We start from the raw sequence: 13415 nt of genomic DNA on the forward strand, positions 1-13415 counted from the left end.
ATCCAGGAGGGCCGGCCTCAGCCCGGCGCCGGGCTGAGGCCGGCCCTCCTGGATCCGCCCCCTCAGTCCGCGGGGCCCCCGGTCCGGCCGTACTGCTCCTCCGGCGGGCCGGCCGGTTCCTCGTACCGGCCGAGTGCCCGTTCCGCGGAGGCGACGACCACCGCGTCCACGGCCCCGCGCGCCAGCTCCCGCAGCAGGGGCACCGCACGCCCCGCGAACGGCCGCGCACCGGAACCGAATCCGAGCCGTGCCAGCACCTGCGCCCCGAACGCCTGCCGCAGCGGATCGCCGCTCGCCGTCCAAGCCGCCGCCGCCTGGAACGTCTCCTCGTCGCCGCGCAGCCACAACGCCCCGACCGACTCCTGCCAGTTGTCCAGCTCGGGGTCCCCGTACCGCAGTGCCCTGGCCGCCAGTTCCTCGTAGGAGGCCCGCAGCCCCAGCGCGTGTTCCAGCATCGTCGCGACCGCGCCGTGCCCCGTCTGGCGGTCCTGCCCCGCGAAAGGCTCGCCGTCCCGCAGCAGTTCGACGGTGACGGTCACCCCGCCGTCCACGGCCGTGCGGCGCACCGCGGTCCCGTGACGAGCGTCGTCCCCGTACAGGTCGGACAGCGCGTCCCGCAGGTCCTGTTCCACGTCGAGCGCCAGCACGCGCCGGGCCTCCTCCAGCGCCGGGGCCAGGTCCGGGGCGCCGTGCCGGAGCAGGGCCCGTACGGTGCGCGCCGAACCCCGCCGGGCCGCGACGACCAGCGGGGGTTCGCCCTGCGGACCGGGCAGACCGGGGTCCGCGCCGTGGTCGAGCAGCAGCTCGGTGATCCGCGCGTGGCCCAGACCGACCGCCCAGCGCAGCGCGGTGAAGCCGAAATCCTCGCGCAGGTCCGGCCAGGCTCCGGCTGCCAGCAGCGCCTCGACGACCTCGGTGTGCCCGCCGCACGCCGCCCCGCACAGCGGCAGGTCACCGGCCTCCGGGCCGCTCGCCCGGTTCGGGTCCGCGCCCACGGCCAGCAGCAGCCGGACCGCACCCGGCAGGTCCTGCACCGACGCCAGATACAGCGCGGTCGTGCCGTCCTCGTCGGTCGCCTCGGAGGGCGCACCCGCGCGGAGCGCGCGTAGGACGGCGTCGTCACCCTCGTACAACGCCTCGAAGAGGCTGCTCGGGTCCCCGGCCGGATCGTTCATCATGCACCGACCCTACGGCGGTCCCCGCCCGTGACCACGAATCAGGTGTCGCACTCCAGGACCGTGCGGCACAGCCCGCACCGGACGCGCACCCGGCCCCGGGCCGGGACCCGGACGCGCTGGTGACAGGTGGGGCAGGGGAAGGAGACCCGGAGTCCGGCGGACCCGCTCTCGAAGGCGTAGGGCACGGACGGGTCCTGGCCCGCCGCCCGGCGTTCCCCGGCCTGGCGCCGGTCCTTGGCGTAACGGCGGCGGCCCGCCCAGCCCGCCGAGGCCAGCGGTGGCCGGTCACGGTCGTACCGGGCACGGTCCCGGCCCTTCGTGTACGCCGTGTACGCCTGCGGGCTGGTGAACCACACGGACGGGTCCTCGTCGAAGACGAGCGCGCGTTCGGCCAGGACGTAACCGAACTCCTCGGGCGTGAGATAGCCGAGCTTCTGACTGGAGGTCGCGTCCTCACGGAAGGCGTCCAGCAGCAGCCAGCCCGCGCCGAGGTAGGCGGTCACCGTGTCGGTGAGGATCTCGTTGTCACGGGTGCCGGGGAACTCCAGCCCCAGCCGGTGCAGCAGGACATGGGTGATCTCGTGCGCCAGCGCCGCCCCGATGTCCCTGCGGTGCGTGCGGAACCGGTCGTTGAGCTCGATGAAGTACTCCGGCCCCGCCGTGAGTTCGACACTCGCGGCGTGCTCCATCGGCCGGAAGGCGACGATGACCCGGGCCTCCGGCAGACGCAGGTGCTGCACCAGGGCGTGCGCCACCCGCTGGGCGCCGAGGTGCAGGTCGTCCCCGTCGGAGAAGGCCGCGTCGGCCGGGGCGAGGCTGGTGGCGTACCTGTGCACCCCGTCCGGTGAGATCCGCCGGTAGAGCGCGGTGATCGCGGACCTGACGGTGTCGAGGTGCGGGAATCCGTGGACGACCGGGCTACCGCCGGTCGTGCCGCTCCTGCTGTCGCTCACGTCCCAACTCCCCGTCGATCGTGCTCAACGGACCTCACTCTAGGCGGACGCGCGGGGGAGCGGGCCGGTTGACCGGCTGATGATCTTGGCCGGAATCCCTGCCTTGTGGCAGCGGTGATCGTCTCCCGATAATCGGATCGGTCTTGTCGGGAGCATGTCGAGAATGTGGACGGCTGTGCCCCTGACCTGGACCTGCACACCCGCACGCCTGCACCCGCACCCCCACCGAACCCCCCACCGAAAGCAGGCAGTCCCTTGAAGCAGCTTCTGCGCACCCTCAAAAGATGTTCCGTCGTCGCCGCGGTCGTCCTCGCCGGCCTCAGCCTCCAGCCCAGCGCATCCGCGGCCCCCGCCCCCGTCGTCGGCGGCACCCGCGCCGCCCAGGGCGAATTCCCCTTCATGGTCCGGCTCTCCATGGGCTGCGGCGGCGCGCTCTACGCCCAGGACATCGTGCTGACCGCCGCGCACTGCGTGAACGGCTCCGGCAACAACACCTCGATCACAGCCACCGGCGGCGTCGTCGACCTGCAGTCCTCCAGCGCCGTCAAGGTCAGGTCCACCAAGGTCCTCCGGGCCCCCGGCTACAACGGCACGGGCAAGGACTGGGCGCTCATCAAGCTCGCCCAGCCCATCAACCAGCCCACCCTGAAGATCGCCACCACCACCGCGTACAACACCGGCACCTTCACCGTCGCCGGCTGGGGCGCGGCCACCGAGGGCGGCGCCCAGCAGCGCTACCTCCTCAAGGCGAGCGTGCCCTACGTCTCCGACACCGTCTGCCGCCAGGCCTACGGCAGCGACCTCGTCCCCGCCGAGGAACTCTGCGCCGGATACGTGAACACCGGCGGCGTCGACACCTGCCAGGGTGACTCCGGCGGCCCCATGTTCCGCAAGGACAACGCCGGAGCCTGGATCCAGGTCGGCATCGTCAGCTGGGGCGAGGGCTGCGCACGCGCCGGCTACCCCGGCGTGTACACCGAGGTGTCGACCTTCGCCTCGGCCATCGCGTCAGCGGCCTCGACCCTCTGACCGGCTCACCCCCGCACATCCCCGGGGGCGCCCTTCCTGACGGGCGCCCCCGGACCCACCTCCACGAACGGGGCCCCGGCCTCCTCCGGCTACAGCACCCCACACCTCGTCGGAACCCTCGCGGAGGACCGGCCCCGGCACGTACAGCAGGCGCTGCGGCCCCACCGACCAGTAGCGGCCCAGGCAATCGAACCGGACCGCCCCCTCGTCCCGCTCCCCGACACCTCCGCGCCCCGCGCCGCCATCGGCCGCATCGTGCGCTCCGCACACCGCGGGAACCCGCTGCTGGAGGTGGAGGCGGGCGCCGCCGTCCACGAACTCCTCGTCTCGCTGCGCCGGGCACGCGCCGACGTGGGACCGGACGGCGACCCGGTGCTGCAGGCCCTGGCACGGGACGCGTTCCAGCCGCTCTCCGTCGCCGAGCACGCGGCCCGCCACGGCATGACATCCGCCGGACTGCGCACGGCGGTACGCCGGGGAGCGGGGTGCAGCCCCAAGGACTACCCGCTGTCCATCGGGCCGGGCCGCGCCGAGGAGCTGTTCGCCGCCACCGGCCTGCCGGTCGCGGCGGTCGCCCGGCGCGTCGGCTACGACGACCCGGCCTACTTCTCACGGCTGTTCGCCCGCCGGGTCGGCACGGCACCGGTCCGCTTCCGCGCACAGCGGGGCCGCAGTGTGCCGGGCGGCTGGGGCGACCGGGTACCGGACCCGGAGGACCCGCCGATGATCCCGCCCCCGCAGGTGCGGCTAGGCTCGTCGACCATGACCACGAGCGACATCGACGAGTCCGTCCGAGCGGAACTGAACCGGCTGCGCGAGAGCATCGACAACATCGATGCCGCAGTCGTCCATATGCTCGCCGAGCGTTTCAAGGCCACCCAGCAGGTGGGCCACCTCAAGGCGGCGCACCAGCTGCCGCCCGCCGACCCGGCCCGCGAGAGCCGTCAGATCGCCCGGCTGCGGCAACTGGCGGAGAGCGCCAAGCTGGATCCCGCGTTCGCCGAGAAGCTGCTGAACTTCATCGTGGCGGAGGTCATCCGGCACCACGAGCGCATCGCGGAGGAGTCGGCGGGGGAGACCGTGCCCCCCGGGGCCTGAGACAGGACCCGGGACACGTCACCAGGCGGACACGTCACCAGGTGGGAGTGTCCCGGGAGGGGGTGTCGCGGGAGGGGCCGGACTGCGGCGGGTGCGCCGGCGGGTACCGGGACGGGTACGCCGACCCGGGCTCGGCGGGCCGACCCGGCCGGGTTCCCCGGGCCCGGGCCGCGGACCGAGGCCCGTCGGCCGGGGTGTCCGAGGCGGACCACTCACCCTCACCGAGGACGAGGAGCGGGTCGAACATCACGATGACACCGGCGAGGATCAGGAACGTCACCGGCCCGATCAGCAGCGGCAGCATGATCGAGGTCGCGGCGTCCCCCACGATCGCCTGGGAGTTGTCGACATCGTGCAGGTGCACGGCGATGCCGGTCATGCCCACGTAGTGCATACCGGTGACGGCGACACCCATGACCATGCAGGCACCGAGGCTCGCCAGGAAACCGTGGACGGACACGGCGGCCCAGAGCGCGGCGGTCGCGGCGGCGACGGCGATCACGACGGAGAGCGTGACGGCCACGGTGTCGTACTCGATCCGGCCGTTGAGCCGCATGCCCGCCATGCCGATGTAGTGCATCGCCGCGACACCGAGCCCGGTGATCAGGCCCGCCGATATCAACGCAGGCCGGGTCGCACCCCGGTAGCCCACGATGAGGACACCCACGCCGACCACCACGATCGCGACCACCAGGCTCAGGACGGTGAGCCGGAGGTCGTAGGTGACCGGGGCCTCCGCCACGTCGAAACCCAACATGGCGACGAAGTGCATCGTCCAGATGCCCGAGCCGATCGAGGCCGCGCCGAGCGCGAGCCAGCCGGGCTTCCAGGCGCTGGCGTTGTGCAGGGAGCGGATGGTGCAGCGCAGCCCCAGCGCACCGCCCAGACATGCCATCACGTACGCCACCACGGGGGTCACGGCGCCGTAGTTGAAACCGTCGATCGTGCCTTGCATGAGCAGGCAGCTCCCTGGCATGTGGAAGGTGTGAAGAAAGAGTGTGAGAGGTGACTTTAGGGTCGCCTTAGTATTTGGCCAAATCTTGATCCAGAAAATTGCCGCAAAATGTATAAAAGTGATCAGTCAAGGGGGTGTTAGGGGATATTTCGGGGACTTCAACCTCAAGATCAAGATAAACGAACGAGAAACGACGACACCTCGCCCCCGCGCACACCCACATCAGGCCACCACGCACATCCACACCGGCCCTCACGAACATTTACGCCGGGCCGCCACGAACAGACACGCCGGGCCACCACGAACAGACACGCCGGGCCACCACGAACACCCATGACAGGCAGCCCCCGCCCCGACCACCCCCGCCCGTCAGCCCTGCGAGAACCCCACTGCACAGCCCCCGACCTGTACGGCAGCATGGGCGCCATGTCCGTACTGACGCGCAACGAAGCGCAGACCCGCGCCCAGCTCCTCGACGTACACCGGTACACGGTCGACCTCGATCTCACAGCAGGCGAGGAGACCTTCGACTCCCGGACCGTCATCCGGTTCACCGCCCGCACGGCCGGAGACACCTTCGTCGAGATCAAGCCGGAGACCCTGCGCTCGCTCAGTCTCGACGGACACCCCCTCGACCCCGCCCTCCTCGACGGAAACCGCTACCCCCTCACCCACCTCACCCAGGGCCCCCACGAACTCACCGTCGACGCCTCCCTCCGCTACTCCCGCACCGGCGAAGGCATGCACCGCTTCACCGACCCCGCCGACGGCCGGACATACGTCTACACCCAGCTCTTCATGGACGACGTCCAACGCGTCTTCGCCGCCTTCGACCAGCCCGACCTCAAGTCCGTCTTCGACATCACCGTCACCGCACCCCACAACTGGACCGTCCTCGGCAACGGCATCGCCACCCGCACCGCCCCCGGCCGCTGGACCATCGCCCCCACCCCACCCATCTCCACCTACCTCGTCGCCGTCGCCGCAGGCCCCTGGCACTCCGTCACCACCGAACACGCGGGAATCCCCTTCGGCATCCACTGCCGCCGCTCACTGGCACCCCACCTCGACACCGACGCCGACGAGATCCTCACCCTCACCCGCGCCTGCTACGACCGCTACCACGAGAAGTTCGACGAGCCCTACCCCTTCGACTCCTACGACCAGGCATTCGTCCCCGAATTCAACGCCGGCGCCATGGAGAACCCCGGACTCGTCACCTTCCGCGACGAATTCATCTACCGCTCCGCCGTCACCGACACCGAACGCCAGACCCGCGCCATGGTCATCGCCCACGAGATGGCCCACATGTGGTTCGGCGACCTCGTCACCCTCACCTGGTGGGACGACATCTGGCTCAACGAGTCCTTCGCCGAATACATGGGCTACCAGACCCTCACCGAAGCCACCCGCTTCACCGACACCTGGGTCGACTTCGGCGTCGCCCGCAAGGGCTGGGGCTACGACGCAGACCAACGCCCCTCCACCCACCCCGTCGCCCCCGACCCCGACGCCGTCCCCGACACCGCCTCCGCCCTGCTCAACTTCGACGGCATCTCCTACGCCAAGGGCGCGTCCGCCCTCCGCCAACTCGTCGCCTGGCTCGGCGAGAAGGACTTCCTCGCCGGAATCAACACCCACTTCGCCCGGCACAGATTCGCCAACGCCACCCTCGCCGACTTCATCGACAACCTCGCCTCCGCCACCGACCGCGACGTCCACGCCTGGGCCGCCACCTGGCTGCGCACCACCGGCATCGACACCCTCACCGCACACACCGAGGACACCGGCCACACCTGGACCCTCGCCGTCGAACACACCGGCAACCGCCCCCACCGCATCGCCGTCGGCACCTACGACCACATGCTCGACACCCAGTCCGGCACCGTCCAACTCGTCCTGCGCTCCCGCTTCGAACTCGACATCCCCCAGGGCGACGCCCCCACCACCCTGCCCGGCCGCCGCCCCGCCCTCGTCGTCCTCAACGACAACGACCTCACCTACGCCAAGATCAGGCTCGACCCCGCGTCCTGGGCCACCACACTCGACCACCTCTCCGGCATCCCCGACCCCCTCACCCGCGCCCTCCTGTGGAACACCGCCCGCGACATGGTCCGCGACGGCGAACTCCACCCCACGGCCTACCTCACCGCCGCCCGCACCCACCTCCCGCACGAGACCGACCTCGCCCTCGTCCACGGCGTCCTCGGCTTCGCCGCCACCCACATCACCGACCGCTACCTCACCCCCCACGACCGACCCGCAGCCCTCAGCACCCTCACCTCACTCTGCCGCGACCTGCTCCGCCGCACCGAAGGCCTCACCGCCAAGGACTGGGAACAAGGCGCCGACACCACCGGCCCCGGCAACCCCGCACCCGGCCTCCGCCTCACCGCCGTACGCCACTTCATCGACGCGGCCACCCAACCCGACGCCATCCAGGACTGGCTGAACGACGGCACCGTTCCCGGCGGACCCGAACTCGACCCCGAACTCCGCTGGCGCATCCTCACCCGACTCGCCGTCCTCGGCGCCACCGACGAAGCAGCCATCGCCGACGAACTCGCCAAGGACCCCAGCGCCACCGGACAGGAAGGCGCCGCCCGCTGCCGCGCCGCCCTCCCCACCCCCGAAGCGAAGACCACCGCCTGGCACGCCATGTTCACCGACGACACCCTCTCCAACTACCTCTTCACCGCCACCGCCCAAGGCTTCTGGCAACCCGAACAGCACGACCTCCTCCACGACTACGTCGCCCGCTACTACCCCGAGGCCACCGCCCTCGCCGTACGCCGAGGCCCCGCCATCGCCGAAGCCGCCGGCCGCCACGCCTTCCCCGCCTACGCCATCGACCCCCACAGCCTCCGCCTCGGCACCGACGCCCTCGACGACCAGGCACTCATCCCCGCCCTGCGACGCAAACTCACCGACCAACTCGACGACCTGCGCCGCGCCCTCGCCGTACGCAACGCCCACTGACCCGCCCACACCGCACCCCGACGGCACGACACACCCACCCACGACCCGACCCGCGCCGTCGGCGTACGCGACACCCATCCGGCGCCAGACCTCGACGTACGCACCACCCACCGTGCCCGGCCCACCCACACCAGGGGGGCCGGGCACAGCCATGCGAACAGCGCACACCCATACCAGCCACGCCCTCGCCGCCCCGGCCGACACCAGGCAGCAGTACCCCTTTCGGGTTCAGATCGTTGGGCTCTTCGGCCGCTCCCCCCGAAACCCCGGCAAGCCGGCACGCCCGCACCCGCGCACCCGAAGGACCACCGGACCCATGCCCACCCCACCCCTGGCCGGAGGCACCGCAGGCCCCACCCACCTGCGCCCCCTCCTCGACACCGTGCTCACCGCACTCCACGACGGCGCCGCCCGCCGCGACGGACCCCTCCCCGCAGGCGGCCCCGACACCATCACCCACCACACGCACCACACCACCGGCCCCCTCGTCCCCGACCACGGCACCGGTCCCCACCACGCCCTGCGCACCCTCGTCACCGCACTCACCGAAGGCGCCGCAGACCCCGCACACCCCCACTGCGCCGCCCACCTCCACACCCCACCCCTCGCCGTCGCCGCAGCAGCCGACCTCGCCGCATCAGCACTCAACCCCTCCATGGACTCCTGGGACCAGGCCCCCGCCGCCTCCGCCCTCGAAGCCACCCTCACCCGCACACTCGCCGCCGAGATCTACCCCCACACCCCCCACCCCGACGCCCTCATCACCACAGGCGGCACCGAAGCCAACCAACTCGCCCTCCTCCTCGCCCGCGAACGCCACGGCCCCGTCCAGACCATCTGCGCCGAGAACGCCCACCACAGCATCGCCCGCGCCACCTGGCTCCTCGGCCTCCCCACCCCCCTCGTCATCCCCGCCCCCACCGGCACCATGGACCTCCCAGCCCTCGAAACCGCCCTCACCCGACACCCAGGCCCCCTCCTCGTCACAGCCACCGCCGGCACCACCGACACCGGCCACATCGACCCCCTCCACGCCATCGCCGACCTCACCCAGGCCCACGGCGCCGAACTCCACATCGACGCCGCGTACGGCGGCCCACTCCTCTTCAGCCCCACCCACCGCCATCTCGTCCACGGCCTTCACCGCGCCCACAGCGTCACCCTCGACCTGCACAAACTCGGCTGGCAACCCGCATCCGCCGGCATCCTCGCCGTCCCCCACCACCACGACCTCGACGCCCTCCACCACCAAGCCCCCTACCTCAACGCAGGCGACGACACCGACGCCGGCCTCCCCGACCTCCTCGGCCGCTCCCTGCGCACCACCCGACGCCCCGACGCCCTGAAAATCGCCGCCACCCTCCAGGCACTCGGCCGCGACGGAATGGCCGACCTCATCGACCGCACCCTCGCCGCCGCCCACCACCTCGCCGACATCATCACCACCACCCCCCACCTCGACCTCTACGCCCGCCCCACCATCAGCACCGTCCTCTTCCGCCCCACCGACACAGACGACACCACCGTCGCCACCATCCGCCGCACCCTCCTCACCCAAGGCAAAGCCGTACTCGGCCGCGCCCACGCCGACAACCGCCTCTGGCTCAAAGCCACCCTCCTCAACCCCCACACCACCCCCGAAGACCTCCGCCGGCTCACCACCCTCGTCACCCACGCCGTCACCGGCCTCACGGAAGGCAGCACCCCCCGATGACCGAACAGCCCGCGGCCACCCCCGACCGGCCGCACGACCTCATCGGCATCGGCATCGGCCCCTTCAACCTCTCCCTCGCCGCACTCGCCCACGGCATCCCCACCACCCCCGACAACCCCCACCCCCTCGCCGCCACCTTCTACGAACAGAACCCCGCCTTCCACTGGCACCCCGGACTCCTCATCGACGGCGCCACCCTCCAAGTCCCCTTCCTCGCCGACCTCGTCACCCTCGCCGACCCCACCAGCCCCTGGACCTTCCTCAACCACCTCCGCACCCAGGACCGCCTCTACCCCTTCTACTTCGCCGAGCGCTTCCACATCGAACGCACCGAATACGACGCCTACTGCCGCTGGGTCAGCCGACACCTCCCCGGCCTCCACTTCGGCCACCAGGTCGACACCATCCGCTGGAACACCGACCGCGCCCTCTTCGAAGTCGACTTCACCCAACTCGACCCCCAAGGCGAAGCCGAAGCACTCGGCCGCGCCTACACCCGCCACATCGCCCTCGGCGTAGGCACCGAACCCTTCATCCCCGAAGCCCTACGCCCCCTCACCGACGCCGCGACCCTCCCCGTCATCCACTCCGCCGACTACCTCCACCACCGACAGGAACTCCTGGCCGCCGAACACGTCACCGTCATCGGATCCGGCCAGTCCGGCGCCGAGATCTTCCTCGACCTCCTCCGCGCCCGCCCCCACGGAACCGAGAAGATCCACTGGCTCGCCCGCACCCCGGCCTTCGCCCCCATGGAGTACTCCAAACTCGGCCTCGAACACTTCACCCCCGACTACACCCGCTACTTCCACGCACTCCCCGAAGCCGTACGCGACACCCTCGTCCCCAGCCAGTGGCAACTCCACAAAGGCATCGACACCGACACCATCGCCGCCATCCACGACGAGCTCTACCGACGCACCCTCCACGGCGGCTGGCCCGACGCCACCCTCACCCCCGGAGTCACCGTCCGCACCGCAGGCCGCATCTCAGGCACCCGCATCGAACTCCACCTCGAACACACCCAGCAGGCCACCCGCACCCGCCTCACCACCGACGCCGTCATCCTCGCCACCGGCTACCACGAACGCCCCCTCGACACCCTCCTCGACGGCATCGACCCCCACATCCGCCGGGACGCCTCCCACCGCCCCCGCGTCGACGAGACATACCGGCTCGACCTCGACCCCGCCGTCACCGGCCACATCTACGTACAGAACGCCGAACGCCACACCCACGGAGTCGGCGCCCCCGACCTCGGCCTCGCCGCCTACCGCAGCGCCACCATCCTCAACGACCTCACCGGCACCACCCCCTACCCCCTCCCACAACGCACCGCGTTCACCACCTTCGGCCTCACCCCCCACCCCACCCCCCGCATCCCCGGCCAAGGCACCACACACACCACCCGCCTCCACCACCACCCGTGAACCCACCCACCCACGACAGAAAGGGGCGGCCCGCACCCGCAGACCGCCCCCGACGACAACGGTGGGACCACCCGGAACAACCACGGGCGGCCCCACCGGCCGGCCCAACACCCGGTACCCAGGCACTCAGAGCACCCCGGGCACCCGGAGCACCCCGAACACTCGAAGCACCCCGAACACCCCAACCACTCAGAACACCGGCACACCCTCACGCGTCAGCCGCCAGTCCACCGAAGCGAACTCCGCCGGATCCACCGAACCCTTCGCCCGCACCCAACCGATGATCGTGTTCCGGATCTCATCCGAATTCGCCCACAACTGCTTCGCACCCGGCACATGCGGGAAGTTACCCCCACCACTCGCCCGGTAATTGTTCACCGCGAACACGAACTCCGCAGCCGGATCCACCGGCCTCCCCCCGAACGACAACCCCACGATCCGCGAACCCACCGGCTGCGCGACATCGATCTCGTACGACACACCCGACACCACGTCATAGTTGTAGTCCGGAACACCATCCGCATTCGTCAACTTCGACGTATCCACCGGCACACCCGAAGCCGTCCGCACGTAATACCGCGCCGAATACTCCAGATAATCCTTGAGCTGCGCACCCGTCAGCAACCGCGCCTCCAGCGTGTTCTCGAACGGATACAGCCCCGCAGCATCCCTGATCGTCACCTCACCGGCCGGAATCGCCGCCGTACGCGAGAAACAAGCGGCCTGCGACAGCACCGGCAACGCCGCGTACTCCCCACCCGCCAACGCCTCCCTCACCGTGTCCGCCTGCACCAGGTTGATCAGATCGATGACCGGCTCGTCCTTCCACGGCGCGTCCACCGTCGACATCGCCACCACCGACGTACCGATCACCTGATTCACATACGCCACCACCTTCGTGTGCTCGTCCCCGAGCATCGACGTGATCCGCGGATCCTCCTCCACCGCATTCGAATTCAACACCTCCGCGCCGACCTTCTCCACGACCCAGCGACCCTTCTCCCACACCAGATCGAAGTCGAACAACGTCAACCGCTGCCCCCACTTCAACGGCTCCGAAAGAACGACCTGCTTACCCGTCTCCTTGTTCGTCACGAAATACTCGGGAATCTCCGAATGCGCGTGACCCACCAGAATCGCATCGATACCCGGCACCTGCTCCGCCACCAGACCCGCCGCGTTCTCCACGTACGGCAACTGATCCCCGTACGACGACGTACCCGACGAACCCGAATGCGCCGAAACGATGACCACATCAGCGCCCATCGAACGAAGCTTCGGCACCCACTTCGCCGCCTGCTCCTCAAGACCCGGGAACACCATCTTCCCGCCCACATTCGCCTTGTCCCAGATCGCTATACCCGGATTCGTCAACCCCAGCACAGCCACCCGCACATCACGGCCGTACGGCGTACGCATCCGCTTGATCACATACGGGGCGAACGCCGGCCGCAACGTCTTCGCGTCCAGCGCGTTCGCACCAAGCAGCGGAAAATCGCACTGCTCCTCGAACTTACGCAGCACCGGAATGCCGTAATTGAACTCATGGTTGCCGAGCGCCGCGGCGTCGTACCCGATCCGGTTCATCGCCTGCGCCATCGGATGCACCGGACCACGCTTCGCCGTGATCGGATCGACCTTCGCGTAGTAGTACGACAACTGCGTGCCCTGGATCGTGTCACCCGCGTCGATCAGCAGCGTGTTCCGCCGCCCACGCTCCTCACGGATCTGCTCCACCAGCGTCGAGATCTTCGCCAGGCCCACATCGTTGTGCGCCTTGTCGTCGAACTCCCTGTCCGTGAAGTAGTCCCAGTTGAAGACGTTGCCGTGCAGGTCCGTCGTCCCCATCACGGTGAACGAGTACCGCTTCGCCGGACGCCCGTGCCCCTTCGCCTCCGCGGCCCCGGCAGGCCCGGCGACAGCCCCGCCCGCCAGCGCCACACCCGCACCGGCAGCGGCCGACCGGCCCAGAAAAGTCCTACGGTTCAACGGCATTCTTGACTCCTCGTCCAGACGAACAACGCGCGTAGATTCTGGCTCAGCCACCACACCCCGCAACACCCCACGCAGGTTTCGATC

At 70.3% G+C, this 13415-nt stretch carries 9 protein-coding genes and 2 pseudogenes; 6 read left to right on the forward strand and 5 right to left on the reverse strand.

The window, feature by feature from the left end; genetic code table 11:
• Positions 1 to 62 precede the first annotated feature (62 nt).
• Together ACFWVP_RS29910 and ACFWVP_RS29915 are read right to left on the reverse strand one after the other, a co-directional pair.
• The gene (locus ACFWVP_RS29910; RefSeq protein ID WP_384501100.1) at positions 63 to 1178 is read right to left on the reverse strand and encodes an ankyrin repeat domain-containing protein; all 1116 of its coding nucleotides are present in this window, start codon (positions 1176 to 1178) and stop codon (positions 63 to 65) included.
• A 38-nt stretch (positions 1179 to 1216) separates the two neighbouring features.
• Positions 1217 to 2131 (reverse strand): hypothetical protein, encoded by a 915-nt coding sequence (locus ACFWVP_RS29915; RefSeq protein WP_384501101.1) that lies wholly within the window; start codon positions 2129 to 2131, stop codon positions 1217 to 1219.
• Positions 2132 to 2386: 255 nt separating this feature from the next.
• Here ACFWVP_RS29915 and ACFWVP_RS29920 point away from each other — a divergent pair, with 255 nt between their 5' ends.
• Positions 2387 to 3160 (forward strand): S1 family peptidase, encoded by a 774-nt coding sequence (locus tag ACFWVP_RS29920; RefSeq protein WP_384501102.1) that lies wholly within the window; start codon positions 2387 to 2389, stop codon positions 3158 to 3160.
• A gap of 5 nt (positions 3161 to 3165) precedes the next feature.
• Here ACFWVP_RS29920 and ACFWVP_RS29925 read toward each other — a convergent pair.
• Positions 3166 to 3346: pseudogene (locus tag ACFWVP_RS29925) on the reverse strand (hypothetical protein); the annotation flags it as partial.
• On the opposite strand from ACFWVP_RS29925, the pseudogene ACFWVP_RS29930 reads away from it, so the two are divergent.
• Together ACFWVP_RS29930 and ACFWVP_RS29935 are read left to right on the forward strand one after the other, a co-directional pair.
• Positions 3347 to 3895, forward strand: a pseudogene (locus ACFWVP_RS29930) (helix-turn-helix domain-containing protein); the annotation flags it as partial.
• Positions 3896 to 3922: 27 nt separating this feature from the next.
• Positions 3923 to 4258 (forward strand): chorismate mutase, encoded by a 336-nt coding sequence (locus ACFWVP_RS29935; protein WP_384501150.1) that lies wholly within the window; start codon positions 3923 to 3925, stop codon positions 4256 to 4258.
• 34 nt (positions 4259 to 4292) lie between these two features.
• Here ACFWVP_RS29935 and ACFWVP_RS29940 read toward each other — a convergent pair whose 3' ends face one another.
• Positions 4293 to 5213, reverse strand: a complete 921-nt coding sequence (locus ACFWVP_RS29940; RefSeq protein WP_384501103.1) for an MHYT domain-containing protein — start codon at positions 5211 to 5213, stop codon at positions 4293 to 4295.
• A gap of 426 nt (positions 5214 to 5639) precedes the next feature.
• Between ACFWVP_RS29940 and pepN the strand changes: the two genes are divergently transcribed.
• From pepN to ACFWVP_RS29955, 3 genes are all read left to right on the forward strand, one after another.
• Positions 5640 to 8192, forward strand: coding sequence for an aminopeptidase N (gene pepN, locus ACFWVP_RS29945; RefSeq protein ID WP_384501104.1), 2553 nt, complete (start codon positions 5640 to 5642; stop codon positions 8190 to 8192).
• A 316-nt stretch (positions 8193 to 8508) separates the two neighbouring features.
• The gene (locus ACFWVP_RS29950; RefSeq protein ID WP_384501105.1) at positions 8509 to 9906 is read left to right on the forward strand and encodes a pyridoxal phosphate-dependent decarboxylase family protein; all 1398 of its coding nucleotides are present in this window, start codon (positions 8509 to 8511) and stop codon (positions 9904 to 9906) included.
• The gene (locus tag ACFWVP_RS29955) at positions 9903 to 11336 is read left to right on the forward strand and encodes a lysine N(6)-hydroxylase/L-ornithine N(5)-oxygenase family protein (RefSeq protein WP_384501106.1); all 1434 of its coding nucleotides are present in this window, start codon (positions 9903 to 9905) and stop codon (positions 11334 to 11336) included. Before ACFWVP_RS29950 ends, ACFWVP_RS29955 begins: the two co-directional genes overlap by 4 nt.
• 189 nt (positions 11337 to 11525) lie before the next feature.
• On the opposite strand, the gene ACFWVP_RS29960 is transcribed toward ACFWVP_RS29955, so the two are convergent.
• Positions 11526 to 13331, reverse strand: a complete 1806-nt coding sequence (locus tag ACFWVP_RS29960; RefSeq protein WP_384501107.1) for a bifunctional metallophosphatase/5'-nucleotidase — start codon at positions 13329 to 13331, stop codon at positions 11526 to 11528.
• Positions 13332 to 13415: the final 84 nt, after the last annotated feature.

Source organism: Streptomyces sp. NPDC058637, from assembly GCF_042717325.1.
In the GTDB taxonomy this organism is placed as follows: domain Bacteria; phylum Actinomycetota; class Actinomycetes; order Streptomycetales; family Streptomycetaceae; genus Streptomyces.